The organism is Streptomyces sp. NBC_00457, assembly GCF_036014015.1.
In the GTDB taxonomy this organism is placed as follows: domain Bacteria; phylum Actinomycetota; class Actinomycetes; order Streptomycetales; family Streptomycetaceae; genus Streptomyces.
Window position 1 is genome coordinate 62,472 of sequence record NZ_CP107905.1, and the last position, 25,980, is coordinate 88,451.

The 25,980-nt window shown below is 67.8% G+C and carries 22 protein-coding genes, 1 tRNA gene and 2 pseudogenes; 12 read left to right on the forward strand and 13 right to left on the reverse strand.

The annotated features are described in order from the left end of the window. The first annotated feature begins 9 nt into the window (after positions 1-9). From OG828_RS00340 to OG828_RS00370, 7 genes are all read left to right on the forward strand, one after another. Positions 10-225, forward strand: a complete 216-nt coding sequence (locus OG828_RS00340; protein WP_328499645.1) for a hypothetical protein — start codon at positions 10-12, stop codon at positions 223-225. Further along, on the forward strand, positions 225-650 hold the full coding sequence (locus OG828_RS00345) for a TadE family protein (protein ID WP_328499646.1): 426 nt from the start codon (positions 225-227) through the stop codon (positions 648-650). Before OG828_RS00340 ends, OG828_RS00345 begins: the two co-directional genes overlap by 1 nt. A 50-nt stretch (positions 651-700) precedes the next feature. Beyond that, positions 701-1,102: a TadE/TadG family type IV pilus assembly protein gene (locus tag OG828_RS00350; protein WP_328499647.1), complete on the forward strand. Its 402-nt coding sequence runs from the start codon at positions 701-703 to the stop codon at positions 1,100-1,102. Then, positions 1,102-1,548 carry a pilus assembly protein TadG-related protein gene (locus tag OG828_RS00355; RefSeq protein WP_328499648.1) on the forward strand — a complete coding sequence of 149 codons (447 nt, stop codon included), beginning with the start codon at positions 1,102-1,104 and terminating at the stop codon, positions 1,546-1,548. The genes OG828_RS00350 and OG828_RS00355 overlap by 1 nt, the downstream gene beginning before the upstream one ends. An 8-nt stretch (positions 1,549-1,556) precedes the next feature. Further along, positions 1,557-5,006: a hypothetical protein gene (locus OG828_RS00360; protein WP_328504769.1), complete on the forward strand. Its 3,450-nt coding sequence runs from the start codon at positions 1,557-1,559 to the stop codon at positions 5,004-5,006. 86 nt (positions 5,007-5,092) lie between these two features. Further along, complete coding sequence (locus tag OG828_RS00365) at positions 5,093-6,787, forward strand: DUF2637 domain-containing protein (protein ID WP_328499649.1); 1,695 nt, start codon at positions 5,093-5,095, stop codon at positions 6,785-6,787. 273 nt (positions 6,788-7,060) lie between these two features. Then, complete coding sequence (locus tag OG828_RS00370; RefSeq protein ID WP_328499650.1) at positions 7,061-7,792, forward strand: transglycosylase SLT domain-containing protein; 732 nt, start codon at positions 7,061-7,063, stop codon at positions 7,790-7,792. A 291-nt stretch (positions 7,793-8,083) separates the two neighbouring features. Here the strand turns inward: OG828_RS00370 and OG828_RS00375 are convergent, their stop codons facing one another. Next, on the reverse strand, positions 8,084-8,785 hold the full coding sequence (locus OG828_RS00375; protein WP_328499651.1) for an NAD(P)-dependent oxidoreductase: 702 nt from the start codon (positions 8,783-8,785) through the stop codon (positions 8,084-8,086). 111 nt (positions 8,786-8,896) lie between these two features. Here OG828_RS00375 and OG828_RS00380 point away from each other — a divergent pair, with 111 nt between their 5' ends. Then, positions 8,897-9,616 (forward strand): TetR/AcrR family transcriptional regulator, encoded by a 720-nt coding sequence (locus tag OG828_RS00380; protein WP_328499652.1) that lies wholly within the window; start codon positions 8,897-8,899, stop codon positions 9,614-9,616. Here OG828_RS00380 and OG828_RS00385 read toward each other — a convergent pair. Then, a complete protein-coding gene (locus OG828_RS00385; RefSeq protein ID WP_328499653.1) occupies positions 9,527-11,110 on the reverse strand; it encodes an ISL3 family transposase in 1,584 nt (527 codons plus the stop codon). The genes OG828_RS00380 and OG828_RS00385 overlap by 90 nt on opposite strands. A gap of 84 nt (positions 11,111-11,194) precedes the next feature. On the opposite strand from OG828_RS00385, the gene OG828_RS00390 reads away from it, so the two are divergent. Then, entirely contained in the window at positions 11,195-11,788 is a 594-nt protein-coding gene (locus OG828_RS00390) for an SbcC/MukB-like Walker B domain-containing protein (RefSeq protein ID WP_328499654.1), read from the forward strand. Between the two features lie 174 nt (positions 11,789-11,962). Here the strand turns inward: OG828_RS00390 and OG828_RS00395 are convergent, their stop codons facing one another. Together OG828_RS00395 and OG828_RS00400 are read right to left on the reverse strand one after the other, a co-directional pair. Beyond that, complete coding sequence (locus OG828_RS00395; protein ID WP_328499655.1) at positions 11,963-12,529, reverse strand: hypothetical protein; 567 nt, start codon at positions 12,527-12,529, stop codon at positions 11,963-11,965. A 23-nt stretch (positions 12,530-12,552) separates the two neighbouring features. Beyond that, positions 12,553-14,205 carry a hypothetical protein gene (locus OG828_RS00400; protein WP_328499656.1) on the reverse strand — a complete coding sequence of 551 codons (1,653 nt, stop codon included), beginning with the start codon at positions 14,203-14,205 and terminating at the stop codon, positions 12,553-12,555. A gap of 170 nt (positions 14,206-14,375) precedes the next feature. Between OG828_RS00400 and OG828_RS00405 the strand changes: the two genes are divergently transcribed. After that, a complete protein-coding gene (locus OG828_RS00405) occupies positions 14,376-14,945 on the forward strand; it encodes a hypothetical protein (RefSeq protein WP_328499657.1) in 570 nt (189 codons plus the stop codon). A gap of 283 nt (positions 14,946-15,228) precedes the next feature. Here the strand turns inward: OG828_RS00405 and OG828_RS00410 are convergent. The 3 genes and pseudogenes from OG828_RS00410 to OG828_RS00420 form a co-directional block, all read right to left on the reverse strand. Next, positions 15,229-15,951: pseudogene (locus OG828_RS00410) on the reverse strand (hypothetical protein); the annotation flags it as partial. 27 nt (positions 15,952-15,978) lie between these two features. Then, positions 15,979-17,220: an IS256 family transposase gene (locus OG828_RS00415; protein WP_328351705.1), complete on the reverse strand. Its 1,242-nt coding sequence runs from the start codon at positions 17,218-17,220 to the stop codon at positions 15,979-15,981. A gap of 143 nt (positions 17,221-17,363) precedes the next feature. Then, positions 17,364-17,531, reverse strand: coding sequence for a hypothetical protein (locus OG828_RS00420; RefSeq protein ID WP_443062358.1), 168 nt, complete (start codon positions 17,529-17,531; stop codon positions 17,364-17,366). A 197-nt stretch (positions 17,532-17,728) separates the two neighbouring features. Between OG828_RS00420 and OG828_RS00425 the strand changes: the two are divergent. Together OG828_RS00425 and OG828_RS00430 are read left to right on the forward strand one after the other, a co-directional pair. Beyond that, a pseudogene (locus OG828_RS00425) lies at positions 17,729-19,104 on the forward strand (IS1380 family transposase). Between the two features lie 227 nt (positions 19,105-19,331). Further along, a tRNA-OTHER gene (locus OG828_RS00430) sits at positions 19,332-19,451 on the forward strand. Between the two features lie 767 nt (positions 19,452-20,218). On the opposite strand, the gene OG828_RS00435 is transcribed toward OG828_RS00430, so the two are convergent. From OG828_RS00435 to tgmA, 6 genes are all read right to left on the reverse strand, one after another. Further along, positions 20,219-20,359, reverse strand: coding sequence for a hypothetical protein (locus OG828_RS00435; protein WP_328499658.1), 141 nt, complete (start codon positions 20,357-20,359; stop codon positions 20,219-20,221). A gap of 460 nt (positions 20,360-20,819) precedes the next feature. Then, complete coding sequence (locus tag OG828_RS00440; RefSeq protein ID WP_328499659.1) at positions 20,820-21,434, reverse strand: hypothetical protein; 615 nt, start codon at positions 21,432-21,434, stop codon at positions 20,820-20,822. Positions 21,435-21,595: 161 nt separating this feature from the next. Beyond that, the gene (locus OG828_RS00445) at positions 21,596-22,975 is read right to left on the reverse strand and encodes a hypothetical protein (RefSeq protein ID WP_328504770.1); all 1,380 of its coding nucleotides are present in this window, start codon (positions 22,973-22,975) and stop codon (positions 21,596-21,598) included. A gap of 651 nt (positions 22,976-23,626) precedes the next feature. After that, on the reverse strand, positions 23,627-24,754 hold the full coding sequence (tgmC, locus tag OG828_RS00450; protein ID WP_328499660.1) for an ATP-grasp peptide maturase system methyltransferase: 1,128 nt from the start codon (positions 24,752-24,754) through the stop codon (positions 23,627-23,629). Continuing rightward, positions 24,751-25,716, reverse strand: coding sequence for an ATP-grasp ribosomal peptide maturase (tgmB, locus tag OG828_RS00455; RefSeq protein WP_328499661.1), 966 nt, complete (start codon positions 25,714-25,716; stop codon positions 24,751-24,753). The genes tgmC and tgmB overlap by 4 nt, the downstream gene beginning before the upstream one ends. Continuing rightward, on the reverse strand, positions 25,716-25,979 hold the full coding sequence (gene tgmA, locus OG828_RS00460; protein ID WP_328499662.1) for a putative ATP-grasp-modified RiPP: 264 nt from the start codon (positions 25,977-25,979) through the stop codon (positions 25,716-25,718). Before tgmA ends, tgmB begins: the two co-directional genes overlap by 1 nt. Between the last annotated feature and the right edge of the window lies 1 nt (position 25,980).

A 25,980-nucleotide genomic window follows, 5' to 3' on the forward strand; every position in this document is an offset into this window, starting at 1 on the left:
GTTCCCCTCATGAAGCACACCGCAGCCCGCAGCTTACGCGCCGTCCGCTGGCTGACGTCCCGCCTGGAAGACGGGCTTGGCGAAGCCGGCCGACGGCCGGACCGGGGCGACATCAGCATCACCACCGTCATCATCTGGGTCGCCGCGGTCGCCGGCGCTGTGGCGATCGCCGGCACCATCGCCATCGTGATCAACAAGTACAACGTCAGCCTGTCCGGCATCTGATGGTCTCCGGCCGGCTTAAGGACTGGTGGCGCGGGCGACGATGGCGCGACGACCGCGGGGACGCATCCATCCAGATGGCGATCGTCTTCCCGTTCGTGCTGCTCGCCACCATGGCGGTCATCCAGGCCTCCATGTGGTACTACGCGCGGCAGATCGCCCTGACGGCCGCCCGCGAAGGTGCCACCGCGGCCCGCTCCTACCAGGCCACCCCGGCCGACGGCGCGGCCCGGGCCCGCGATGTGCTGGGCCGCGTGGCGGGGGACAGCCTGATCAACCCCGGCGTCTCCACGGCCGGCAGCACCGCCGAGCGGGTGCGGATCCAGGTGACTGGGACGGCCCAGTCGATGATCCCGGGCGTCGACGGCCTGCAGGTCAGCCAGTCGGCCTCCGGCGCCGTGGAGCGCTGGACGACCCCGGGAGAGTGAACGTCGTGCCAAGGACCCGGTGGGGGGTGGCCCAAGGGGATGCGGGCAGCGTGGCGATCGAAGCGGCCATCATCTTCCCTGCGCTGATCATGTTCGTGTGTATGGCGATCGCCGGCGGCCGCCTCATCACCTCCGGCGCGAAGATCAACGCCGCGGCCGAGGACGCCGCACGAGAGGCCTCCATTCACCGCACCGTGGCCGCCGCCCAGGACGCAGCCCATTCGGCCGCGAACGAGTCACTGACCGACCAGGGCATCAAGTGCGCCTCCAGCAGCATCACCGTGAACACGGGCGGGCTCAACGTGCCCGTCGGGCAGGTAGGGACCGTCACCGTGACCGTGAACTGCACGGTCAATCTGTCCGACCTCCTGCTACCCGGCGTGCCCGGGGCTCGCACCTTGGAGTCCACCGCGACCTCGGTAGTGGACCAGTACCGGCAGCGGGGGAACTGATGATCTTGCAGCAGGTACGGGGGCGCACCCGCATCGGGTTCGACGACCGTGGTGGGGTCACGGTGTTCGTCGCGGTGTGCGTGGTCGCGCTGATCGGCATCGTCGGCGTGGCCGTCGACGGCGGTGGCAAGATGCGCGCCACCGAACGAGCCGACTTCGTCGCGGGGGAGGCCGCCCGGGCGGGTGGGCAGGCCATCGACCCTGCCCAGGCCATCACCGGCGAGGCGATCGTCGTCGATCCGCAGGATGCGCAGGCCGCAGCCCAGGCGTACCTGCGCTCCGTCGACGCTGCGGGCACAGTGGCCGTGTCCGCCGACGGCAAAACGCTCACCGTGACCGTCAACGGCTCGTACGACACGAAGTTCCTGCCCGTGGTCGGGGTCGGCTCGATGCCGGTGACCGGTCACGCCACGGCCACCCTCCTGCACGGCGTCGCCGCTCCCTAAGGACCATGATGCGCACCAGCCACTCCCCCGCCGCCCGAGGTCGCACCCTGGCCAGGGTGCTCAAGGCCGTGTGCAGCCTGCTCGTCCTGACCGGCGCGGTCGCCGGGCTGCCGCTCGTGCTGGCCTGGGCCAGTCCGGTGGTCTGGGATGCCGGCCGCGACGACCTGGCCCATCTGCTGGACCGGCAGGACACCGGCGCAGCCTTCCTGATGCTGCTCATCGTGGTGGGGTGGATCGGCTGGGGGCAGTTCGCGTTCTGCGCGATCCGGGAGCTGGTCGCGCAGTTGCGCGGCCGGAGTTGGCACGCACCGCGGGGGCTGGGCTCCTCGCAGCGGGCCGCGGCCGCGCTGATCGGGAGCATCCTGGTCCTCCTGCCGACGAGTTCGGCCCTTGCGTCCTCCCCCGCCCAGGCCGCACCAGCCGTCAGCGCCACCCACGTCCCCGGGCAAGCCCAAGCACAAGAGACGACCGAGGCAGACACCAGCTCCGCATCGACGGCGAGCACGCCAGCCTCCCGCACGACGTACACGGTGCGCGAGACGCGGCCAGCGGAGAGCCTGTGGGGCATCGCCGAGCGGGAGTTGGGCAACGGCGAGCGGTGGCGGGAGATCGCCGACCTGAACGAGGGCCGCCCCATGGTCGACGGCCAGGTCTTCCACGCCAACGGCTTTCTGCAGCCCGGCTGGCAGCTTCAGATGCCCTCAACCGCCACAGCCGCGGGAGGAGTTCGTACGCAGCTGGATGACAGCACCCCGGCTGCCGACGCAAGCGGGCACGCCGTCACGGTCCACTCGGGCGACTACCTGTCGAAGATCGCAGAGGAGGAGCTCGGCGACGGCAGCGAGTGGCCGAAGCTGTTCGAGGCCAGCCGGGGCAAGCCGCAGCCGCACGGCCTGCCCGCCATCTCCGACCCGGATGTCATCTACGCGGGGCAGCAGGTCATTGTGCCCGGAGCCCAGTCCGACCAGCTGGGCCAGGGCCGTGACCTGGGTGATGAGCCGGGCAGCCAGGAGACCACTCCCCCGGCCGCCCAGAAGCCCGACGACACACAGCAGCCGGGCGCGGGCACGGATCAGGCACCCGCGCCGAGCCAGAGCACCGCGCCTGCACCGCAGTCGTCGGCCCCCGACACGCCGGCCAGTCGCCCCGCCCAGCAGCCCGGGCAGGAACAGCTCTCCCCTTCCGCTCCGGCCGCCGCCGTGACGCCCGACCCCAGTGCCGCATCATCTGCCCCCGCACGGTCGGCGCCAGCTGCACCGTCCGGCACCGTGGCCTCCTCCCCCGCCACCACGGCGTCCGAGACCCCAGCATCGGCTCCGGCCAACAGCCACCTGAACCTGCGCACCGTGCTCGGCGCCAGCGCACTGCTGGCCGCCGCCGTCACCGGTGCCCTCGCCCTGCGCCGGACACTGCAGCGCCGCCGCCGCAAGCCCGGCGAGACGATCGCCATCGCCTCGGAAACGTCCACGGCAGAGGCGCAGTTGGCGGCGGCCGCCGAGCCGGACGGCGCAACCCGCCCGGACGCGGCGCTGCGGACCCTGGCCCACCACGCGGCCCAGCAGGAGAAGGACACCGTGTTCCTGCCGCCGTTGCGGGCGGCCCGGATCGGCGCCCGCACGGTGGAGGTGCTGCCCGAGGACCTCGCTCACGAGCCGCAGGCGCCCTTCGTCTCCGGGCAGGGCGGATGGTGGGTCCTGCCCGCCGATGCCGTGCTCCTGGACGAAGAGACCGCCCGCGAGGTGCCCGCGCCGTATCCCGGGCTGGTCACGATCGGCCGCACCGCGGCGGATGACCTCCTGCTGCTCAACCTCGCGCAACTTCCCGCACTGCTGCTGGACGGCAACCCGCTTCACATCACCGAGGTGTGCACCTCGCTCGCCCTGGAGCTCGCGATGAGCCCGTGGGCGGGCGACATCGAAGTCGTCACCGTCGGGTTCGGCGAGGACCTGCCGCAGTTGCTGCCCACCGCGCGGATCGCCCACATGCGGCAGGCCGCGCACGCGCTGCGCGATCTGAGCGAACGGCTGCTGGAAGCGCACCAGATGCCCGAAACCCAGCATCAGCCGTATCTGCTGCTGTGCGCGTCCTCTCTGGACACGGACACGGCCTGGCAGTTCGCCGACGTCATCGACAAGGCGGGCACGGTCCCCGTCACGCTGATCGCCCCGGCGAGCACGGCGGCCGCGCACTTCCCCGAGGCGGAGATCCTCAACGCCTCCCTCAGCGAACCGCAAAGCCTCGACTACGCCGGCACCGACATCACGGTGCAGCGCCTGGAGCACGCCGCCTACCTGCAGATCACCACGGCCCTGAGGGTGTCCGGACAGCCGTCCCACCCGGCCGAAGGCCCCTGGCAGGACGTCCCGGACGAGCCCGACAGCCTGCAGCAGCCCGAGCAGACCGTCCCGGAGGAGTCCACCGCGCCCGCCGCCGCTGCCACCAGTCGCGCGACGGCGTCGGCGGACCCGAGCGGCGAGGTCTTCCCGGCCTTGCTCGCCGCCACCACCGATCCGTCCGGGCTCCGCCTCCTGTCCTCCGCCGCGTCGTCGACCATGCCTGCCGACGAACCCGACGCAGTCGTCGAAGCAACAGCGCCTCCGGCCCCCGCACCCCCGGCGGCCGCGGAAGCCGCCGAGGCGGACGACCAGGAGGACTCCGCCGAAGAACCCACGGCGGCGGAGGCAGAGGAGTGCGAAGCGCACGACCTGCACGCCCCGGAGATCCGCGTGCTGGGCCCCGTCGAGGTGACGGACGTGGACAGCACCGGCCACGGCCCGCGGATGGCGCAGCTCGCCGCGTTGCTGTTCTTCCGACCCGGGCGAAGCTCCGACGTACTGTGCGCCGACATGGACCCTCTCAGCCCCTGGACGGCGAGCACCCTCAACGCCCGGCTGCAGGGCCTGCGTCGCTCCCTGGGCAACGATCCGGCCGGCAGCCCCTACGTACCGCGCCGCAAAACCGGCGAGGACCCCTACCGGCTCGCCCCCGGCGTGCACTGCGACTGGATCCGCTTCCTGCAGCTCGTCGAAAGGGCCCTGCCGATGGGTCCGTCAGGCCTCACCGACCTGGAGAGGGCGCTGACTCTGGTGCGCGGCAAACCGTTCGGCGGCAAACCCCTGCCCTGGGCCGAGCCCTACCAGCAGGAAATGATCACGCGGATCATCGACGTCGCGCACACCGTGGCCACCTACCGCACCCCCGCCGGCCCCCACCGTGACCTCAGCGCGGCCCGCCGGGCCGTCGCGACCGGTCTCGACGTCGACGACACGGCGGAACTGCTGTATCGGGACTGGCTCCGGATCGAGCATGCTGCCGGGAACCGGCAGGGGCTGCACACCGCAATCACCCGCGTCCAACAGGTCAACCGGGCACTGGACTGCTCACTCGAGACGGAGACCGAGGACCTCATTCGCGCCCTCCTCACCCGGACCTCTCCTGCACGAGCCCAGGGCAGATGAATGACGAACAGGGGACGATCCGCTGCCCGCACGCAGCCGGAAAGAGACGACCACGACGTACAGCACGTAGTGGGAGAGGGGTACGGGTGGCCGCGCCGGTGCAGCTGACACGGACGCACCGGGTTCTGATCGGCGTGGTCGTCTTCGGTGCCGTCGTCATCGCCGGCATCGGTTTCGCGGGTTCGTACGCCGCTGTCCGCGAACTGGCCCTCCAGAAGGGCTTCGGGGACTTCAGTTACGTCTTCCCGATCGGCATCGACGCGGGCATCTGCGTCCTGCTCGCCCTGGATCTGCTCCTCACGTGGATACGCATACCCTTCCCGCTCCTGCGCCAGACGGCGTGGGTGCTGACGGTGGCGACGATCGCCTTCAACGGCGCGGCGGCCTGGCCGGACCCGCTGGGTGTGGGCATGCACGCGGTGATCCCGGTCCTGTTCGTGGTCTCGGTCGAGGCCGCCCGCCACGCGATCGGCCGCATAGCGGACATCACGGCGGACAAGCACATGGAGGGGGTCCGCATGACGCGCTGGCTCCTGGCCCCCGTGCCCACGTTCCTCCTCTGGCGCCGTATGAAGCTCTGGGAGCTCCGCTCCTACGACCAGGTCATCAAGCTCGAGCAGGAACGTCTCGTCTACCAGGCCCGCCTCCGCTCCCGCTTCGGCCGCGGCTGGCGCCGCAAGGCCCCGGTCGAGTCCCTGATGCCCCTACGCCTCGCCAAGTACGGCGTCCCCCTGGCAGACACAGCCCCCGCAGGACTGGCTGCAGCAGGCCTCGCACCGACTTTCCGACCCCCTGCCGAGCGCGCCGGCGCCTCCACCCCGCCAGAACACGCCTCCCTCGAGACACCGGCGGTCCCTGACCAGCAAATGACCAAGCCGGACGGAGCAAGGCCGCGACACGTCCCAGCCTCCGCGCCCAAGCGGTCACCTGCCCCTCAGGAGTCGACCGAGGACGCCGTCGACCGGTTCGCCGAGTCCTACCAGGCGTACATTGCGCAGTTCCACGTCGAGCCGACCGCCGCGCAGTGGGCCCTCTGGCTCCGCGACGCGTACGGCATCTCCACCGCAGCCGGTGCCCCGCTCTCCGAGGAACAGACCCAGCCCCTGCTCCGGGTACTCCCACGGCGCGCTGTTCCTCAGACCGAAGAGATCGCCGTCTCTGAAGAACCACAGGCAGACTTCGTCATGAGCGGCAAGGAGCGCGAGTTCACCGGCATCGGATCACCCGCCGATGAGGCTGCCGCCGATCCCGGCGGGCAGGCCGCCGACGAACTCCCGCAGGAGGAGCATCCCGAGGCGGCACCCGCCGGTATGGGCGCGCAAGCCGCCACGGAGCGGCGCGGCCTGCAGGTGAACACCCCCATCGATGCTCCGCTGCCAGGCCACGACGACGTAGCCACGAAACGAGCGGCCCTCACCACCGTCGACCGCTACTACCTCGTATGGATGGAGTGCCAGGCCGGGCAGGGCGAGGAGCCCACGGCCGAGCAGCTGTCCGCCGCTCTCGCCGCGAAGGGCATGTACGGCCGCGGCCGAAAACCGGTCAGCCCCGCCAACCTGCGCCGCTACCTCCTGCCCTTCCGCCTGTACAACGTCTGGGCCCAGCACCGGGCGCACGGCCCACAGCCCTCGCTCAACGCCATCGCCCAGGAATGCGCAGCCCGCGGGATCACCGGTCAGTACAACAAAACCATCACCACCGATCACCTCACCCACGAAGCCGACGACTTCGAACGACGCTGGCAAGCTCTCACCCACCACCGCACCAGCACGCAACGGTAGGTCCGCGAGCGCACGCCGCCTGCGCATCGGCTGCATCAAGGTGAAGATCAATGACGGTACGAAGCAGCCACCGCGAGCCACAGCACGAGTCCGGTGGGGCCGGTTGCAGCCGTCCCTCCATAGGCGGGGTCATCTCAAGCCGTCACGATGGGGCCCTCAACGGCGTCACGACCACGCTGGCGGCTGTTTCTTCCGGGCAACGCTCGGAGTCGTTGCCGCCAGTTCGGCCGCTCAACCGTTTAATCTTGCGACGCTCGAACTTTTGATCTAGCGATGCTGGAAGGAAACCGTGTGAGCGGGAACTTGGTGCGGGGATTAGCGGTGGCCTCTGCCACTGCGGTCACCACTGTCGGCGCCGTTGCGGGAGCTGCCCAGAGCAGCACCGGCCAGTCGGTGAACGACACCGAAACGACAGCGAGCAACTCGACCCTCCTCGCGGACTTACCCGCGGGGCAGCAAGTTCAGGTGCAGACGGCCGCTCTGGCTCAGCAGGCCGACTCGCAGGCCATCGCCGCGGACAACAGCGCAAGGAAGACCGCGGCGGAGTCGGCCCGCAAGCAGGCCGCGAAGGCCGCGATCGCCAAGCAGCAGGCAGCCAAGCAGCAGGCCCTCAATGACGCCAAGGAGCGCCAGGAGGCGCGGCAGAAGGCCAGTCGATCGTCGACGGACTCCTCGGCGACGGACAACTCCAGCCTCGCGACGCAGTCCTCGTACACCACTGCCCAGGTCCGGGCTATCGCGCAGCAGATGGTGCCCAGCGATCAGTTCCAGTGCTTCAGCAACATCGTGGACCACGAGTCCGGCTGGAATTACAAGGCGGTCAACCCCTCTTCCGGGGCCTACGGTCTCGTACAGGCCTATCCCGGCTCCAAGATGTCGTCTGCCGGAGCCGACTGGCAGACCAATCCGGCCACGCAGATCAAGTGGGGCCTGAACTACATGAACGACCGCTATGGCAGTCCGTGCGATGCCTGGCTGTTCTGGCAGGCCAACGGTTCCTACTGAGCCGATGCCGTTGAGGCGGCTCAACCCTGCGCAGCTCCTCACCGTTCTGCGGTGAGGAGTTGCCCCATGTGTCGGTCGGGACGGGTCCAGAGGAGCGGTGGGGAGAGACGTGAAGGGGATGAATCGTGTTGCGAGTGCCTCGGTTGTGAACGGTCACGATATTCCCCATGGGACAGTTCATGAACTTCCCCATGGGGATCCCGGAGTCGCTTCCGTGGGCAATGGTCTCGGCAGACGTAGTGACACACTCTCAGGGCCATCCGATGGCTGGGGGTTGGTGCGCTGGGGTGCTCAGTAGCCGACAGTGAAGCGGCGTTGGACGAAGCGAGGTAGTTCCGCCTCGTCGACGAGGGCGACGGCTGCGTCCTCCGCGGAGATGCGGCTGCGTCCGTCCGCGTCGAGGATCGTCTGGTCACTGCCGACGCGGAACCGGCCCGTACGTTCCCCGGGTGCGATGTCCTCCGCGGGGCTGAAGTAGGTCCATAGCCGGTTGGAGAGGCGAAGGACGTTCAGGGCGTCCCGGTGGCCGCGTACTGCGGCGGCGTACTCCCGAGGCAGGCCGATCGCGTCAAGGGCTTCGTTCAGGAGTTCGTCGGAGTCGGCTCGTACGACTCCGGGTTCGATCTCCAGGCTGCCGGCGCCGCCGATGACGATGAGCCGTGTCCGGGAGTGGGTCTCCAGCGCCTTCAGGAGTGCCTGCGCGGCCGTGGCGTAGACCGTGGGATCGGCGATGGAGCGGGCCACGGTGTCAGCGATGTCCTGGGCTGCGTTTCCGGGCTGGAATCCGCTGATCAGTACGTCGAGGCCGGGTATGGCAGCGGCGACTGCATCGGCATCAAGGACGTTGAGGCTCTTCCAGGTGATGTCCTTCCGGTTCTCCTCGATCCGGGTGGCGTCGCGGCTGAAGGCCGTGACCTGGTGGCCCCGGCCGAGGGCTTCGGTGACGACACGACTGCCGATGGTGCCCGTGGCCCCGATGACTCCTAGGTGCATGAGCTCTCCCCTGGGTAGGTTCCGCTGACCATACTGCACGGCACGCGGAAACTATACGCCATGAAGTAAAAATACGGCGCTCAAGTTTGTGACGCTGTAGAGTGAGCGGCCATGGGAAGCGTGGGAAGCATCAAGGGGCGCCGCGAGCGGCTGCGCGCCGAGACGACCGCCGAGATCAAGAAGGTCGCGCTGGAGCTGATGGCTTCGGGCGGGCCCAACGCGATCACCCTGAGGGCCATCGCGCGCGAGATGGGCATGACGGCCAACGCCATCTACGGATACTTCGCCACTCGTGACGACCTGGTCACCACGCTGATCAACAACGTCTACACCTCGCTGGCCGACACCGTGGACGCGGCTTGGGAGGCCGCCCCCGCGCATGACCCGGCCACCCGGATCCAGGCATGGGCCTGCGCCTTCAGGGACTGGGCGCTGGCCAATCCCGAGGGCTTCCGCCTCATCTACGGCGATCCCGTCCCCGGCTACCAGCCCCCCGAGGGGGGCGCCGCACCGGACGCCGCCCACCGCGTCTGCACCGGGATCACCGCCCTCGCGGCCGCCGCCTGGCCACAGGCCGAACTCCGTTACGCGGACAGCGACTTCGACTGGTCCGACTTCGACCCAGGTCTACTGGACAAAGTCCGCCCGGCCTTCCCCGAGCTGCCCCCGGCCGCCGTGGCCCTGGCCCTGCGCATCTGGAGCCACCTGCACGGCCTGGTGTCACTGGAGATCTACGGCCACCTACAGGCGCAGGCCCTCAGCCCGGAGAAGTTGTTCCGCGAAGAACTGGCCCAACTCATCCGCTCCTTGGGCATCGCCCCGCAGAAGTAGGAGCCTTGCATGCCCAGCCACCCGTAGTGCACCGTCACCGCCCCGCAGGTGGTCAAGCGCCATGAGGACATCGAACCCATCGGCCCACTCACCCGCACCAACGGAAACGTTGCCCCAGCGGGGAATAACGTGACGCTCAAGCTGCCGATGATGGGGAATTCCCGAACTCCACGGGAGGGTGAGGCCGGCGGTGACGGCATCGAGGTCGAGGCACAGGCCCTGCGCGAAAGCGAGGACGGGGGCGGGTGCGTCTCGTTCGACCTCGCGAACCCACGCCAACAGCTGATGGCCACGGCGGTGTTGGAGCAGGTCATGGAAGGTGCGGGCAAGGTCGCAGGCTCGGGCGATGTCGGGGCAGGCCAGGCGAACCCTCAGGAGTTCGTCTTCCTCGTGGCGCTCCAGGGTGCCGCGGGGCAGCATGATCCATTTGGTGATCTTGCGTGGGCTTGGGATAGCGCCGCGGGCGGGTTCGACGGTGCCGGTTCGAAGGCCGGCGGCGTAGCGGCGCACGGGCAAGTCGCTGCCCTGGTAGCCGCGTTCCCGGACCTCGCGGTAGAGGTCGGTCGGGCTGGTCACGCCGCTGGTGAACCGCTCGGTCAGGTACTCGGTGAAGGGCTCCAGCACGCCCTTGGGACGCCCCATCCGGGCGGAAGCCAGCAGCTCGTCGAGGCCGGTGTCGCGGAAGTGGCGGACGGTCTTGCGGTCCAGGTGCAGGCGGCGGGAGATCTCGGAGACGGACCATTCTTGCCCGAGCAGACGGTGGATGTCTGAGTAACGGTCGACGGTGCGGACAGCGATCTTCGTGGGTGGCAGAGTCGGCGGAGGCAGGGGATTGATGATCCGCCGGGGCTCTGCAATGCGGTCGCCTTCGGCCTGTTTGCGCAGGCAGGAGCGGTGCTGGTGGCACGTCTTCTCGACCGCGGAGGAGAGGTTGTTGAGCAAATGCCCGCGGTCGGCGACCTCTTGGGCGCCTGACGCGGCTTCGCGCACAGCGCTGGAGTAGGCGCTGGCCCGGTCCCTGCAGATGATCTCCGCGCCGGAGTGTTCGCGCAGCCAGGCGGCGAAGGTCGCCGCGTCCCGGTCGGGCAGGACGTCCACCACCCGGGCCGCCTCAATGTCGACCAGGACAGTGCCGTAACGCCAGCCCTTCCGGAAGGCGAACTCGTCGACTCCCAGCACCCGAGGCGCCTGTTCGGGCGCCACCGGGGCCGTGAGTAGCCCCAGCAGGTGGGTACGGCCGGTAGGCAACTGGAGGACCCGGCACAGGCGTTCACCGGGACGGCCGCCCAGGAACGTCGCGATGCTCCGCATCCATCGCCGAAGGCCAACGCTGTGGCGACGGTACCGCTCGCTCAGATCCGGGACCTGCTCGACGAATGTCCTCCGACGGCATGAGGCCCGGTCGCAGAAGAACCGGCGCACGCTGAGCCAGATCGCCAACGTCCGCCCCATCACAGGGCGTTCAGCTACCCGCCGCACATACCGAGAGTGCACGCGACGTCCGGGCTAGCCGCAGTCCGGACAGACTGGTGACCGCCCGCACGACGACGCCTCGACAGAGACTCTCTCCGCAGTGACGTGCACCGCGGTGACACGCACATCGATCCCGGGAAACAGCACATCCTCGATCGCCACGGCCCCCATACCTGGGCAATCCCCACGAGAAACGTTCCCGCAGTCGCACGACGACCTGGGGATTCACGGAATCGCGGCCAGAACCAATTACGCGATCGTCCACAGCTGCAACAGCTCTCCGGCGGCCGGCTGGACTTCGCCGCCAACTTCGACATCGTCAACCTCGCCAGCCACGCCCGCCGCAGCTCGCGCACCCTCTCCGGAGGGGAGACCTTCCAGGCCTCACTCGCCCTCTCCCTCGCTCTGATGGAGATGCACGGCCGCAGCCGCACCCGCCTGGAGAGCCTCTTCCTCGACGAAGGCTTCGGCACTCTGGACACCGCCTCCCTCGACAGCGCCCTGCAGGTCCTGCGCACCCATGTCGGCAGCGACAAGCTGCTGGCCGTCATCAGCCATCTGCGCCCGGTCGCCGAGACCGTGCACGACGTGCTGTGGGTCGAAAAGGACCACCACGGCTCCCGGGCCCACTGGCTGAGTGCGGCGGACCGCGACACCCTCATCCGCGGGGACCTTCACAACCTGACGGACCTGGCATGACCACCGTGCGCGCCCGCGGCCGTACCGCGGGGCGCAGTGCACCGACGCCTACCACGTCCTGTTGCATATGCGGGCCGCCGGCCAGGCGCATAGGGAAACCCGCCAGCGCACGGCGCCCGGGTGGGCGGTCCTCCGCGGCATCAGGCTGATCAGCGTCGTTTCGAGCACGAAGGCTCACGCACTCTCGTCGCGTTCAGGCGGCAGCAGGAGGCGGACTTCAGCGCGTCGGGCGGTCGACGCCCGGCTCTCGCGGCCGCCAGGGGGACGCTCTGTCTCCGGAGCGTCCCTCACACTGTCGAGCGCCTCCTCAAGGCTGTCGCGTATGTGCTCCATCTCTGTCTCAACAGCGTCCTCGGCTACGACGATCTCCGCACCGATCTTGCGAAAGTCGGCATTCACCAGCTGTGACCCGGTTACTCCATGGCGTCCTGCCTGAGCCATGCCAGCGATGCTCAGCAGTGTACGGAGCTTTGGTCTGATTCCCCCTTTTATCATCGTGCGCAGTTTCTCCAGCCGCTCAGCCGCCGTTCCGTCCCAGCTCTTGGATCTCGACTCCTGTCTCAGCCGCTCCTCCAATTCTTGACGCCACTCGTCGAGCATGTGAGCGGCCGCCTGAACACCATCGAGCAGTACTTGGTAATCCCGTGCGCGCATGGCAGATCCGAGGTTGTCGAGTGCCTCCTCCACCTCTCTCAGTTGGCCCTCAAGGAACTGAGACAGCGGGACTTCACCGGTGGCCATGTTGCGCGCCCTGTGGGATGACGTCAGCCAACCTCGTCCGGCCACAAACGCTGCCCGTATATGCGCAGTCGTCTTCCGGCCTGCTGCACGCGGCGAAGCGTTTCGCCGGGCGATGAGGCATCGCCGAACTGGGACAACAGGGCGCCGGCATCTCTCAGTTGGTTGCGCAGCAGTGTGGCGCGTCGATCGGTGAGAGCATCCGCAAGATCCTCGGCTTGCCGGCGCAGGCTCACTGCCATGAAGCCCAGCCGCGCGGCGGACGCGTCGTGCGGGAGGCGCTCGATTTCACGTACGAGTGCGGCCAGTTCTGCCGCGGCTTGGTTATCTGGTGGTGGCGGAGTGAGCGGGATGACTTCGGCCAGGCGGTCGGAGACCGCTGTCTTTGGCTCGCCCTTGCCCAGTGGGGCACGGCCTGTTGCGCAGGCCTCGGTTGGAGATGTGGTCCAGTCTTCTTTCGGCGTGCCCGTGCCGCCTACGAAGGCGCGGGTCGCAAGGGCAGCCACTTCCAGGAACCACCAGCGGTCATGGTGAGCCATGCCAGGACGGGCGAAGAAACGCAACGCGCATCCGACAAGGACGAGATGGTTCTGTTTCTTCCACGCTTCGCGATCACCGTGCTGCGCTGACCCGTCCTCCGCCGCGGTGTGAATGGCCTTTGCGACGGTCCGGTACCCGACCATGGGCGGCGATGCTGCACAACGTCCGGGGGCCACCATCAGTTCGGCGAGCCCGCTGCGGATCGCGGAATGCGGCACGAGAGACGGCAACCACTCGGCGGCGATGGACAGCAGGAGCCTCATGGGGTCGAGCGAGAGCGGCCCAGTGGTCGAGTACCGGCCCAGATCGATGAGCTGGAATGCGTGCTCCTCAACCTGCCCAGCCTCCGTTCTCGGCAGCAGTACGTTGCGCACGTGCAGGTCCCCGTGGCTGCTGCCGAGGAACACGGGGACGGACGCCTGCCAGTCCTGTTTCGCCCCCTTGAGAAGTGCGAACGGATTGGGAAGCGGAGTCTGCCGCCCGGGAATCCTGATCAGTTCCGCCGGCGCGACGGTGTCGATGCCCTCTTCGGACAAGAACGCGCGGACGGCAGGGTCCTCGAGTCGTTGGCCGAGGAATCTCTCGAGGAACCTGCTGGGGATTTCGTCCACTGGGTCTGAACCCAAACCCCACTCAGTGATGATCGCTGTCACGAGGGTGGCGCAGTACCTGTCGAACTCCTCGTCATCGACGAGGTCAACGAGCCTGGGCGCCCTTTCAAGGGTGAGATCGCCCAGCACCACCCGTTGCAGGTGGATCCACCACGATCCCTCGCCCGCCAGCCTGCCGGATGGCTCCTCCAGCTCCACGAGATGAGCCGAGCGAAAGGCCTCAGGGCCCGAACCCATGGCGTCCCGAACGTTGTTGGTCTCCACATGCGCATCATCAGGCGGCACCAGCTTGACGATCAGGCGATCCCATTTTCGCGGCTGCCGGTGCGGTGTGCGGTGCACGACGGCGACGTAGGCCCCGCTGCCCCCGCCGGAGAGTGAGCGCTGGTAGCGCAGGTTGAAGGTCTGATCATGGAGCCAGGACTCAAGCTGCCGGATGACGTGACGGAACTCTTCGTCGTCGCCTCCGTGTTCCGAGCGCCAGCGCTCGCCCCCCTGGAGCCTGCCGATTCTGTCGGTCCTGACCATGGACCGGCCCCCCTCGGTCTGAAGATCTCGTCCCAAGGGCTCCGAGTATCGCGACCCCCCTGCCCCCTGACAATCGGCTCGGCGTGATCTACCGTCATCCCTCGGCGGTCTCCCAGCAGGAGGAACGCATGACGCGACCGACGCGACGCGGAAATGGTTCAGGGGAGCAAATGCCGCAGCCCAGCGAGAAGTTGGCTCTCTTACGATGGCATCTTGACCGGTACGACCGGCTCCGCGCCTCCACAGCATCCCGCGCGTCAGTCGTACTCAGCGCAGGCGCGATCCTGTCGGCAGGAAATGCAGTCGTCCTGGTACGCCTCATCGACGGGACAGATCCCCCGCTCGACACTACTGTGGCCCTGCTCTTCGGCGCGGGCCTGCTGACCAGCATCGGACTCGTTGTCCTGTCCCTTATCTTCGCCACCGGCGTCCTCGTCACCCCGAAGGCCAGCAGGGAGACCTTCACCGACGGCCACGACCTGCCCCTCGCCCTGACCTTCAACCCGTCAGACACGGTGCGGGAGTTGAAGACATATGCCGCGTTCAGGACGGCCGTCGCCGACCAGGGCTATGCGGCGATGCTCGAAGCCGCACAGGTCGAACTCTGGATCGGCATCCGCCAGCACCGCCTCCGCTACGTCCGACTGCGCTCCGCCGCCCGGGTACTGCGCTGGGCGGCAGTCGCGTTCCTGGTGTCTTTGGCCGGTTTCGTCATCACCGTGCTGAGCAAGGCGCCCTAGTACCAATGCCGTGACTCTACTGGTGATGTTGTCTGGGTCATGCGACGGCTGCGCACAGCGCGTGGTACGGCGGCGAGTTCTGGGGTTGCTGGACACCCAGTCGGAGACCCGGGTTGCTTTACGTGGTTGAGGGGTTCGGGTCGTTGGATGCGGACTGCGCGGGTGCCGGTGTGGGTGGGCTGGGGCCAGGTGTGGTGTTCGGCCCGTTGGGCGTTTACACGCGCCTGCAGTGGCTCGTTTCCCCAAGTCGGCAGGCCACGGAGGGCGTTTAAACGCTTGCGATCTACGCAGCCGCCTTCTGTCGAGCAAGCTCGCGCGCTCGCTCGTTCAACTCTCGCGCCCTCGGGTTGCCCAGGTAGGGCCGGATGCGTCGGCGCATGATGCCAAAGTGCTCGTCTGCCCGCGCGGACGACAAGGCCGCGTAGTCGTCGAGGAACAAGCCCCACGTCTCGCATGCCGCTTCGAGGTGCCCGATTTCCAACTGTCGTTGCGCAAGTAGGCCGTTCGCGTGCGCGCTGCCTTGTTTCTCCATCGGGGGCCGTGCGCGGTTCGATGCCCTCATGGCCTCGATGGAACCCGGCACGTCGCCGAGGGCGTACAGGACGCTCGATCGGTGGAACTCATACGCTGCCCGGTCGTAACCGCCCACAGCGTCCCGCCTGTTGTCAGCCTTCGCCAGAGCGTCTTCCGTCTCTCGGAGTCGCGCGAAGGCTAGCCGCCGGTCCCCCACCAGGGCGGCCCCATGCGCCTGTTGCCCGCGCAGGAAGGCTTGCAGTCGGGGTCCGGCTTGAGGTGCGGCTTCTGCAGCCGAATCGGCAAGTTCGAGGGCCTTGTTCGCGTGCTTCAGGTTGGCGGCCTGAAGGGCCATGCCGCGCAGGGTCCGGCAGTAGGTGACCTCGTCGCTGCCCGCCCTGGCCAGGCCGAGGGCCTGGCGGTAGTACCGCTGTCCAAGGCCGTGAGCCTTCTCGTACATGGCCATCCAACCCGTCAAGTAGACGAGATCGGATGGGTCATGTCCCGCTGAGTGGTGTAGTCACGGCAGCTGTTTCGATTCCGGTTGCGACGTGATCTGCGGTTCGGGCGGGGTCGGCGTGGTGAGGAGATCGGCCATGGAGGCTTCGGAGAGGTAGCGGCGGTCGAAGACCTGCCACTCGTCGTGGAGTTCGGCCAGGACCGCAGCGGCGAGTCGGTCCAGGGCTGCGGGGTTGGGGAAGACCTGGACGACATCGGCCCGTCGTTTGATCTCCCGGTTCAGCCGTTCCAGCGGGTTGGTCGACCAGATCTTCTTCCAGTGCGCCGGCGGGAAGTCAGCGAACGCCGTGATGTCCGTCGCCGCCTCCAGCAGCATCTTCTTGACCTGCGGGAACTGCCGTCCGAGCATGTCGGCTACCACGTTGAGCTGGGTGCGGACCTGCTCGCCGGTGGTCTGGGCGAAGACGGTGCGGATGGTGGCGGCGACCATCTCCCCGGAGCCCCTCTCGATCACCGAGAACACGTCCCGGACGAAGTGAACCCGGCAGCGTTGCCACGCCGCACCCAGGAAGACGGTGCGGATCGCGGCCACCAGCCCGCTGTGGCTGTCGGAGATGACCAGCTGGACGTTCTCCAGGCCACGGGCCCGCAGTGAGCGCAGGAACTTGGTCCAGAACGGCTTCGACTCACTGTCGCCGACCATCAGGCCGAGGATCTCGCGGTGCCCGGTGGCAGAGATCCCGGTGGCGATGACCACGGCCTGCGAGGCGATCCGGTGATTCACCCTCGCCTTGCAGTACGTGGCGTCCAGAAATACGTAGGGGAAGACGGTGTGATCCAGCGGCCGTTCCTTGAACGCGGTCAGTTCCTCGTCCAGTTCGCCGCAGATGCGGGAGACCTCGGACTTGGAGATCCCGGAGTCCGCGCCGAGTGCCTTGACCAGGTCATCGACCGAGCGAGTCGACACTCCGTGCACGTATGCCTCCATCACCACGGCAAACAGCGCCCGGTCGATCCGGCGCCGGCGTTCCAGCAGGGAGGGGAAGAACGACCCGGTCCGCAGTTTCGGGATCTTCAGGTCCAGGTCGCCGGCCTGCGTGGTCAGCAGACGCTCACGGTGCCCGTTGCGCCAAGTGGTGCGCGTCGCCGTGTGCTCGCCCGGGGCCGCACCGATTGTCTCGGTGGCCTCGGCCTCGATGAGCTCCTGCAGGATGCGCTCGCACGCCACCCTGATTGCTTCAACTCCATCCGCCCGATGTAGTGACTCAAGCAGCCGCATGAGCTCAGACTGGGACAAGGCCATCGCGTGCTCCTCCGGTTGAACTGCCCGTTCACCAGGGAGACTTGCGCGATGGCCTGCCCTTGTTCAGGGAGCACGCACGGTCAGCGGATGCACGCCCCGGGGCGGACACCGCGCGTTCCGGACCACGGCTCGGCTACACCACTTCACGGGACACGATCATCGGATGCTGCGGCGCGCATGTCGTTCTTGACAGCTTCGGTTCCGTCTGCCCGCAGGTAGGAGGAGACAGAGTTGACGATGAACGCGGCGGCCATCGGGCGCGCGTGAGCGCCCCCGAGTTCGTCGAGGATATCGGCGATCTTGTCCGTCATGCTGCGGACAACGGCCACGTCACCGGGGCCAATCCTGACGGTTCGCCCTGCGGCCTGGTGCTCAAGTCGGTCTAGCCTCACGCTTTCACCAAGTGGGGCGTCCGAGGCTTGATCAAATAAGCGGAGAGTGCTCCTGACCTGCAACGATGGGACTTGTCTAGGGTCCTGTTGGCTGCACGGAAAGAAGCACTCTCCAGGTGAAGAAGCGTATCGGGTCGTACCCGCACGTCCGCATCGAGGGCGGCGGCCGGGCGGTGGTCTCGCAGGCCGGGGCGTGCTGCTGGTCGAGACCGTCCGCAAGGCCGGTTTGGACACCGCGATATCAGCGGTGCTGACGCCGTGGCGGAAGGCTCGGGCGGTGCACGACCCGGGCAAGATCCTGCTGGACATGGCCCTGGCGGTCGCGCTGGGCGGGGACTGCCTCGCGGATGTCGCCATGCTGCGGGCCGAGCCGGCCGTGTTCGGGCCGGTGGCCTCCGACCCGACGGTCTCCCGCCTCATCGACACCCTCGCAGCCTCCGGAGAGAAAGCCCTGCGGGCCATCCGTGCCGCGCGGGCTGAAGTCCGCCAGCACGTCTGGCGGTTGGCCGACAGGGAAGCGCCTGATGCGGGCGGGACGGTGACCGTGGACCTCGACGGGGTGCTGGTGATCGCGCACTCGGACAAGGAGGACGCCGCACCCACGTGGAAGCGAACCTACGGCCACCACCCGCTGATGGGGTTCGTCGACCACGGAAGCGGCGGCACGGGTGAACCGGTCGCGGCCCTGCTCAGACCGGGCAACGCGGGATCGAACACGGCCACCGACCACATCACCGCCGCCCAACTGGCCCTGGCCCAGCTGCCGAAGAAGTACCGGCGCGGACGCCGGACCCTGATCCGCACCGACTCCGCGGGCGGTACTCACGACTTCGTCGCCTGGCTCGCTCAGCGGGGACGGTGGCTGTCCTACTCGGTCGGCATGGTGATCACCGAGCAGGTCCACCAGCAGGTGCTGAAGGTTCCGGCATCGGCCTGGACGGCGGCCGTCGAGACGGACGGCGAGATCCGCGACGGCGCCTGGGTCGCTGAACTCACCGGCGACGTTCTGGACGGCTGGCCCAAGGGCATGCGGCTGATCGTCAGGAAGGAACGACCGCACCCCGGGGCCCAGTTGCGGCTCACGGATGCGGACGGCATGCGGCTGACCTGTTTCGCCACCAACACCTCGGGCCGACCGATCGCCGAGCCCGAGCTCCGTCACCGGCTGCGGGCCCGGGCCGAGGACCGCATCCGCGCCGCCCGAACCACCGGCCTGCGCAACCTGCCCCTGCACCGCACGGCCCAGAACCGGATATGGCTGGAGATCGTGCAGATCGCTCTCGACCTGCTGGCCTGGATGCCGATGCTCGCCCTGACCGGCAAAACCAGACTCTGGGAGCCCCGCCGACTACGGCTCCGCCTGTTCACCGCAGCGGGACAGCTCGTGACCACCGGCCGTCGGCGAATCCTCCGCCTGGCCCGGCACTGGCCCTGGACCGATCACATCACCGCAGCCCTCGATCGGCTCACCCAACTGCCCGACCCTGGCTGACCAGCAGATTCCCCGTCCCTTCGACAGCACCTCAACACCCGGAGCAGTGGAATCCGGCGCCATCCCAAGGCGACACTCGGGTCTTCGGCCTGCACAGCCTCAGCCCACGGCACAAAACGGCCCACCGACTCCGTCGGCGGACCGTCACGAAACTTCGAGGCTAGACACCCTCCCCCGCGCGGTTCGCAAATCTCCTGCGTATCCCCGCCGGGCGGGGGAGGGCCAAACCCCTTGTAGCTCAGTCAGGAAGAGCAACACCAAGTGTGTGAATCTCAAACCCTTCCTTGGGATTGATCTTTGAACAGATTCATACGCGGGAGACCCCAGTTCGAGTCCGGGCAAGGGGACTGCTCGCCCCGGTGGAACACGGTCCAGGACAGCCCGAGCGCCCGCCGGGGCGGGCGCAACGCCCCGTGGGGTGGTCTGTGCCCACGTGCTGAACTCGTCTCCGCCGTCGCCCGGCCACCGCCGGGGGCCAACTGCCGCCATGCCTGCTCTCACGAAAGTTGAATAGGCTCCCACCCGTAGGGACCCAAGATCCTGTCCACTTCGTGCCGTTCCGCGAAGGGTGACCAACAGCGCGGGCAGGGAAGGCTGTCAGTGCCGCAGCGTACGGTCAGTGAGCACACCGTCCATCTGGACGAAACCACGGCTCGGCGACCATCGACTGTCAGTGGGCGCGGGTACAGTGCCCCCGCGCATTTGCGGGGCAACGGATTCCGCCCACTTCACTGGGTGAACATCCGGCAAATCAACCCAAAGTTAACCGCTCGGGTGTGCCTTCCCTCACCCTCTAGAGTGTGTGATGTGCGTCACTCAAAGGGTAAAAAAGGGGTGCCAACCTGGGCTGTTACCGGATAAGCAAGATCAAACTACGCAGATCAACATGTGGCTACACGATGCACAACCACAACAACGCAAGGCAAGATGGGGGCATCGCCGTACCCGAGTGTGATCGTCGCCACAAAGGCGGCCTCTGGCTTGCGTACGCGGCGGTAACCGCATTCGGAAATACGGAAGGCCCCACCCGACGCCGGCCAAGCATCCAAGTGAGGCCCTCCCTCAGCACTCCGTCTGCAGCGCGGCCCCGACCATTAGGTCGGGGCTCTTCGCGTTACATCGGCCCGTAGTCCCGCACGATCTTGTAGACCGTGAAGACGACCGGCCCCAGCCAGCGGACCGCCCGTCGGTGCGGCGGAATCCGCTTGCTGCAGCAGCGGCAGTGCCCCTCTGGCTTCTCGTTCTTGTCGGCCATCGGGATCTATCACCCCATTCCGTGGGACCTACGGATTTCGTAGGTCCGGTGGTTGGGTCCACATCCTTCGTGGACTCCGCGGGAGGCACGAGTGTTCGCGGACCCCTGGGGTGACTGATTGCAGAGCAGCGTACCCGCACGGTGCGGAATCCGTGGGGCCGTCAACTTCCCCTCGCCGCAAGGCGAGCGAGGCACCGCGTGCCGCGACGGACGGCTGCACGGGGCACGCATCCTCAACTTCGCGCGATCACGGCACTCTTACCTGCAACGCCCCCTGGGCGTACGTCCGGAACGGAGTGCCAGTTCCCTTTGAAGGAGTCGCCTATCTCACACAGGAATGCCAGATTCCGAGTGAACCGTCAGGCTCGAACGACCGTATTAATATGACTAGTTGGGTCACGCGGTTGCGGAACATGGCACCGATGCGGGTACAGGGCTCCCGCCGAGCCCGGTGCCACAGCTACAGGTCATGCTGGCGGACGGCCGGCCGGGGGAGTTCGGCAAGAACGGCGTTCGCCGCGTCGGTGAAGCGCTGGAGCTGGTCGCCGGACTCGTCCTTCAAGTGGTTCCAACCCTCCATGTCGAGGGGCTCGTACTGGGGCACGGACTCGGGCACCAGCCTGTGCGTCATGTCGTCGTACATCGCCCGGACGTACGTCTGGACGGTCTTCTGGAAGTCGGTGGCGGCCGGCACGAGGGCAGGCACCATCAGCCGGATGTGCGCGACCGTGTTGTCCAGGGCGGCCATATCCTCGGTCATCCCGCGGTACAGCACATCTCGGGTGCTGTCGTGCAGGTCGTGGCGCACGCGGGTGCTCGCATCCCTGTCCGCCCGGACGGCGTCCACCCTCGTTTCGACCTCGTCGAGCTTCAGGAGGGTCTTGGTGGCCTGCTGGAGGAAGCGGAGGCAGGCGTCGGCCCGTCTGTCCCGCAGCCAGTGAGCGTGTTCCGCCACCGACTGGTCGAGTGCCTGCTGCCGCATAGCTTTCGTGTTCATTCGGGACGTCAGCAGCCCGCCCCCGATTGCCGCCAGCGACACCACGCCCGTGACCACCGAGGCCGCGACAGCCGCCATTCCCGCATCCATGGCCGCCATACTGCCGTGCTGTCGCGCCCTCTGCGGCGTAGGCCGGGCGATCGCCCCAACGCCCGCCGTAGCTTCCGGTTCATCCCGGAGCTCGATGTTGTCCCGGAAGCCGTTGGGGACGCGGCCGCGGAAGGTCCGCGGGAGGCGTGTCACCGAATGTGGCCACCAGCGCGCAAGACCGCCTCCAGCGCCGGGTACCGGTAGAAGCTATCTCCCTCCTCGGCCATGGACTGAACCTTAGAGAGGAAGGAGACAAACTCCGCGGGCTGCGCCAAGCCCAGATGCGCCGTGTTACGGAAGAGCGCCACGGCAAGGTCGGGCATCTGGGCGGCGGTGCGGCACTCGTGGTTGCCCGCCCACGTCGTCAACGCTGCCCGGAGATCGTCGATGCCGAGGAAGACGCCGTGCTGGACAAGGAGTTGACCAGCTTGCTCCCCGGTACGCCAGCTTCCGGCTACCTCGATGAACCTCAGCACTGCGGGGACGAAGTACGGGTGGGGACGCGTTGCCACCACGTTCATCCGATGCAGCTCGGGAAGGTCAGCAAAGCGTTGTTCGAGCGCGGGAATTCGTTCCCTCGCGTAGCTGCTGCTGACGACCGCCAGGCTTGCTGCGATGTCGGCGCGAAGAGGTTCCCAGGTGGCAGAAGTAATGCTCCTGGTCAGCAAACCTTGAAGCCGCTCACGGAGTGGTTCGTCCACCATTTCCCAGAAAAAATCCTGGTCACAGAGGCGGATGAGTGCGCGAAGCTGTGTCTCGCCGTCGAGTGTCTGGAAGTTTTCACGCTGTCCAGCTATGGCGGAACGGACAAGCTCTCTGTCGCGTTGCGCGAACGCGAACAGCACGAGGGCGGACCTGTTGGCGTACTCGATGGCCGCCAAACGTCCATTGGGATCGAGTTCGCGTAGGGCGTGCTTCGCGGCGAGCTTGGCGATGTTGCTGCGGGCAGCTTTGCGTACGCGGTCGAAGAAGTTGGTCTGGATGTGGGACACCACCGGTACGAACGAGGGGTCGCAGGTGTAGTCGAGAAACGCGTCCAAGATCTTCCCGCCCTGGGTAGCGGGATGGGTCAGCAGCGTTGCCAGCGCGACCGCGAGGTGTCCGCGGGCGACTTCGGGGCGAGGCTCGTAGACCTCGCTGAAGCTGCGTAGTGACGGGTGTACGCAGAGGTTGCGGTCTTCGCGGATGCGTTCGAGTTCTCGCTGGCCGATCGAGTCGATCAGCTCGAAGTCAACTGCCTGGGTCAGCAAGCTGGCTTCGATGTTTTGCATCGCGCGCACGCCGTCGGGCGTGATGCCCTTTTCCCGTGCACTCATAATTTCGGTGCGGAATGCGATTGCCCCGGCATCGCCGTTGTCGGCGAGTTGGATGAGTTTGGTGATGATGTCCGCCGTGACCGCCGTCCAGGTTGCGGCGATGCTTGCGCGGATGGCGCCGGAGTTGTAGCAGCGCCATGCTTCCTCTGCGAGCGGCCGCGTGTCCGGGTTCCGGACTTGCGCTATCAAACTTTCCAGGTCCGCCACCGGCATCTCCTCGTAGTCGCACCCGAGTGTCCCAGGAAGTGCCCGGCCGAAGTTCGACACCCGACGACCGGTACATCTGATCGATCGGCACCATGATGGAGGGCCTCGTCAACGCGGGCCCTTCATTTCGTGCGTCACATATCGACTCCGTGTCCGCTGACTTCGACGGCCGGTGCCTCGTGCCCCGGTTCGGGGCGCTGGACCACGACGGGCTCGTCGCGGCAGGTGCGCTCGGCGCCTCCATCTCGCGAGTGCTGTTAGTTCTCGTGGGCAGAGCCACATGCCTAACTTGCCTTACGCCTCTCCAAGACGTTGACCTGTAGAGACACTTGACAGCACTAGATAACGACGACCCACGCTAAAAAGGGCCTGACACGCCCCGATATCGGTCGGCGGTCGCACGGCGCCCGACCAAGGGATGATGCAGGGGTGGGGGCCGCGACCAAAGTTGCAACAACCGCTGGCCAATCCCATGTTTGAGCTACTTGCGGACGCGGGAGACGTCCCCCGATCTGGCCGTAGCTGGTCGACGAGCGGCGTAAACACCCACCCGGTCCCGAACGGGCTCCTCCGGCAGCGGCAACAGCAGCGGTCGCTTGGCCTCGAAATACTCGTCGATCGTCCCCGCCTGGGCCCGGTTCCGCACCTACGGTTTGGTCAGACCGGCAGGCACCAAGCGGGTCCGTCGGGCTCCCCAAGCCAGACACGTTGCGTGCCGTCGGCCCCCACGGTCATACCGAACTCGGACTGTGGGGGTGCTCCGGCAGCCTGCCAGATGGTGAGGGCGTCCTCTACGGCGTCCCACAGGTGCAGGGGGCCGTGCTGGTGCACCTGCCACCCGTTTCCGGCGGGTTCGGTCCATGCCTGTGAGCCGGTGGCGACGTCTACGAGGATCACGCCGTCGCCGGTGGTCATGAGTTCGGCGGAGGGCGCGGCGAGCTGAGCAAGGAACTGTCCGGTCCAGTCGTCGAGAAGGCCGGGGTCCAGGCGGGCGGGGCGGGTGTTGCCTGGGTGCTGGTAGTAGGTGGGGCGTGGCGGGCGTTCGTGGGGGCGGGCGAGCATGTAGCCGATCTGGTCCCCGGCGAAGTGGCCGGTGGCGGTGCCGTCGTCGTGGACGGTGAGGCGGATGAGGCCGGAGGCGAGCATCCACCCGCTGATGGTGGTGGTGATGGTTCCGCCGTCGCGTACCTGGTACAGCCAGGCGGGAGGGATGTGCCGGACGGCGCAGGTCGCAACGATTGCGTCGTAGTCAGCGGCGTCCTGGTGCCCGGCGAGTCCGTCGCCGGTGATGAGCGTCGGGGAGTATCCGGCGGCGTGGATGTGGTCGGCTGCGGCAGCGGCAAGGTGCGGGTCGTATTCGATGGAGTACACGTTCTTGTCGCCGACGCGGTGACAGAGGATGGCGGTGGAGTAGCCGGTGCCGGTACCGATCTCCAGCACCTTGTCATCCTCGCGGATGCGCGCGAGGTCGAGCATGCGCACGATCAGTGAGGGCAGGGTGCTGGACGAGGTGGGGCGGCCGGCCAGCGGTCCGGGGGCGTCCGCGGCGGCGGTGCCGTCGATCTGGGTGACCCACGTGGTGTCTTGGTAGACGAGGCGAAGCCATTCGTCGTCGCCGGTCGTATGGCGGTGTACGGGCTCCCACTGGGTGCCGGACGGGCGGAACACCGTGTCGTCGAGGAAGAGTTCGCGTGGGACCGCTTCGAGAGCATCACGCCATGCGGAGTCTTCGACAGGGATGGCTGCGGCGAGGGTGCGGCGGAGCTGGGCCGGGTCGTCGGTCATGTGTGGCCTCCGTGCTGAAGCTGATCGGCGAGGGCGACGGTGATCGGTGCGGTGATGTGGTCGGGGAACCATGCCCATTGGCCGTTGGGGTTGCACTCGTACCAGTGCCACCGGCCATGGGCGTCGAGGCCGAAGTCGAATGCGCCGAAGACCAGGCCGAAGGCGTCGAGGTAAGCGCGTACCCCTTTGGCGACCTCGGGCGGGACGGTGATGGGGGTGTAGGTGAGCTGGTCGTAGTGGCGTCGCCAGTCGACACCGGGCGAGCCGTCGATCCGGACGGCGAACAGGTGCTCGCCGACGGCGGTGAGGCGGATGTCGGCGGTCTTGGCCACACGTTGCTGGAAGAGGTGCGCGGTGTGCCGTATCCGGTCGTCGATCTGGGCGGGGGTGACGTCGTCGATCCACACCGTCAGCGCCCGGCCGTCACCGTCGTCGTAGTCGGTTTCCCGCAGCGGCTTGTACAGGACCGGCCCGTGCTCGGCCGCGAACGCGCGGGCCTGGTCGGGGTCGTTGGTGATCAGGGTGGGAGGCACGGTCAGCCCGCAGCGGGCAGCCGTCGCCAACTGCGCCGGCTTGTACTCCGCGTCCCGGTTGCGCCAGGGGTGATTCAGGTAGTGGGCGCCGGGGAGGGCGGCGAGGATGCCGCCGAGCCCATAGCGGGCCTCCTGCACGGCCCAGCGGGCGGTCTGCTCACTCATGGCGAGGTCGGCGGTGTAGGGGGTGGGCCGCCGCCAGTACACCGAGCGCACGCTGTCCAGGTCGAGACTGCGCGTCTCAGTGGTCAGGGTGCCGCCGGGCCCGTTGCTGTCGAACACTGCTGCCGCGGTGACCGTCGTGGGGAAGTCTCCGGGGTCCAGGCGTACCACGGGCACGCTGCGCCGGTTGAGTTCGGTGATCACCTCGTCGGCTGTTGCGTCGTCCAGGCGGGTGACGACGAGGACGGGCGGCCCACCCGTGGCCATCAGTCGGAGTCTCCCTGCTGGTCGCTGCCCTGGTCCGAGTTGCCGTCCATGCTGGTCTTCGTCGTTGTCTCCTTCGACGTCTCCGACCGCTTGTGCTTGTCCAGCGTCGGCACCAGAGTGCCGTCGGGGTCCACCCACGCGGCGGTCTGCGTCTCGGGGTCGATGACCGCGCGGGCCGCGGGCAGGACTTCAGCGGGAGGGAACGGCTTCATACGGCTGACGCCCCAGGGGGTGACCTGATCGTCCGACGCTATGGCCTGCATG

What these genes read in the sequence shown, in the direction of transcription:
- OG828_RS00340 (WP_328499645.1), top strand. Translation starts at nt 10, where the DNA reads ATGAAGCACACCGCAGCCCGCAGCTTACGCGCCGTCCGCTGGCTGACG.
- OG828_RS00345 (WP_328499646.1), top strand. Translation starts at nt 225, where the DNA reads ATGGTCTCCGGCCGGCTTAAGGACTGGTGGCGCGGGCGACGATGGCGC.
- OG828_RS00355 (WP_328499648.1), top strand. Translation starts at nt 1,102, where the DNA reads ATGATCTTGCAGCAGGTACGGGGGCGCACCCGCATCGGGTTCGACGAC.
- OG828_RS00360 (WP_328504769.1), top strand. Translation starts at nt 1,557, where the DNA reads ATGCGCACCAGCCACTCCCCCGCCGCCCGAGGTCGCACCCTGGCCAGG.
- OG828_RS00370 (WP_328499650.1), top strand. Translation starts at nt 7,061, where the DNA reads ATGCTGGAAGGAAACCGTGTGAGCGGGAACTTGGTGCGGGGATTAGCG.
- OG828_RS00375 (WP_328499651.1), bottom strand. Translation starts at nt 8,785, where the DNA reads ATGCACCTAGGAGTCATCGGGGCCACGGGCACCATCGGCAGTCGTGTC.
- OG828_RS00380 (WP_328499652.1), top strand. Translation starts at nt 8,897, where the DNA reads ATGGGAAGCGTGGGAAGCATCAAGGGGCGCCGCGAGCGGCTGCGCGCC.
- OG828_RS00395 (WP_328499655.1), bottom strand. Translation starts at nt 12,529, where the DNA reads ATGGCCACCGGTGAAGTCCCGCTGTCTCAGTTCCTTGAGGGCCAACTG.
- OG828_RS00400 (WP_328499656.1), bottom strand. Translation starts at nt 14,205, where the DNA reads ATGGTCAGGACCGACAGAATCGGCAGGCTCCAGGGGGGCGAGCGCTGG.
- OG828_RS00405 (WP_328499657.1), top strand. Translation starts at nt 14,376, where the DNA reads ATGCCGCAGCCCAGCGAGAAGTTGGCTCTCTTACGATGGCATCTTGAC.
- OG828_RS00415 (WP_328351705.1), bottom strand. Translation starts at nt 17,220, where the DNA reads ATGGCCTTGTCCCAGTCTGAGCTCATGCGGCTGCTTGAGTCACTACAT.
- OG828_RS00420 (WP_443062358.1), bottom strand. Translation starts at nt 17,531, where the DNA reads ATGACGGACAAGATCGCCGATATCCTCGACGAACTCGGGGGCGCTCAC.
- OG828_RS00435 (WP_328499658.1), bottom strand. Translation starts at nt 20,359, where the DNA reads ATGGCCGACAAGAACGAGAAGCCAGAGGGGCACTGCCGCTGCTGCAGC.
- OG828_RS00440 (WP_328499659.1), bottom strand. Translation starts at nt 21,434, where the DNA reads ATGGCGGCTGTCGCGGCCTCGGTGGTCACGGGCGTGGTGTCGCTGGCG.
- OG828_RS00445 (WP_328504770.1), bottom strand. Translation starts at nt 22,975, where the DNA reads ATGCCGGTGGCGGACCTGGAAAGTTTGATAGCGCAAGTCCGGAACCCG.
- tgmC (WP_328499660.1), bottom strand. Translation starts at nt 24,754, where the DNA reads ATGACCGACGACCCGGCCCAGCTCCGCCGCACCCTCGCCGCAGCCATC.
- tgmB (WP_328499661.1), bottom strand. Translation starts at nt 25,716, where the DNA reads ATGGCCACGGGTGGGCCGCCCGTCCTCGTCGTCACCCGCCTGGACGAC.
- tgmA (WP_328499662.1), bottom strand. Translation starts at nt 25,979, where the DNA reads ATGCAGGCCATAGCGTCGGACGATCAGGTCACCCCCTGGGGCGTCAGC.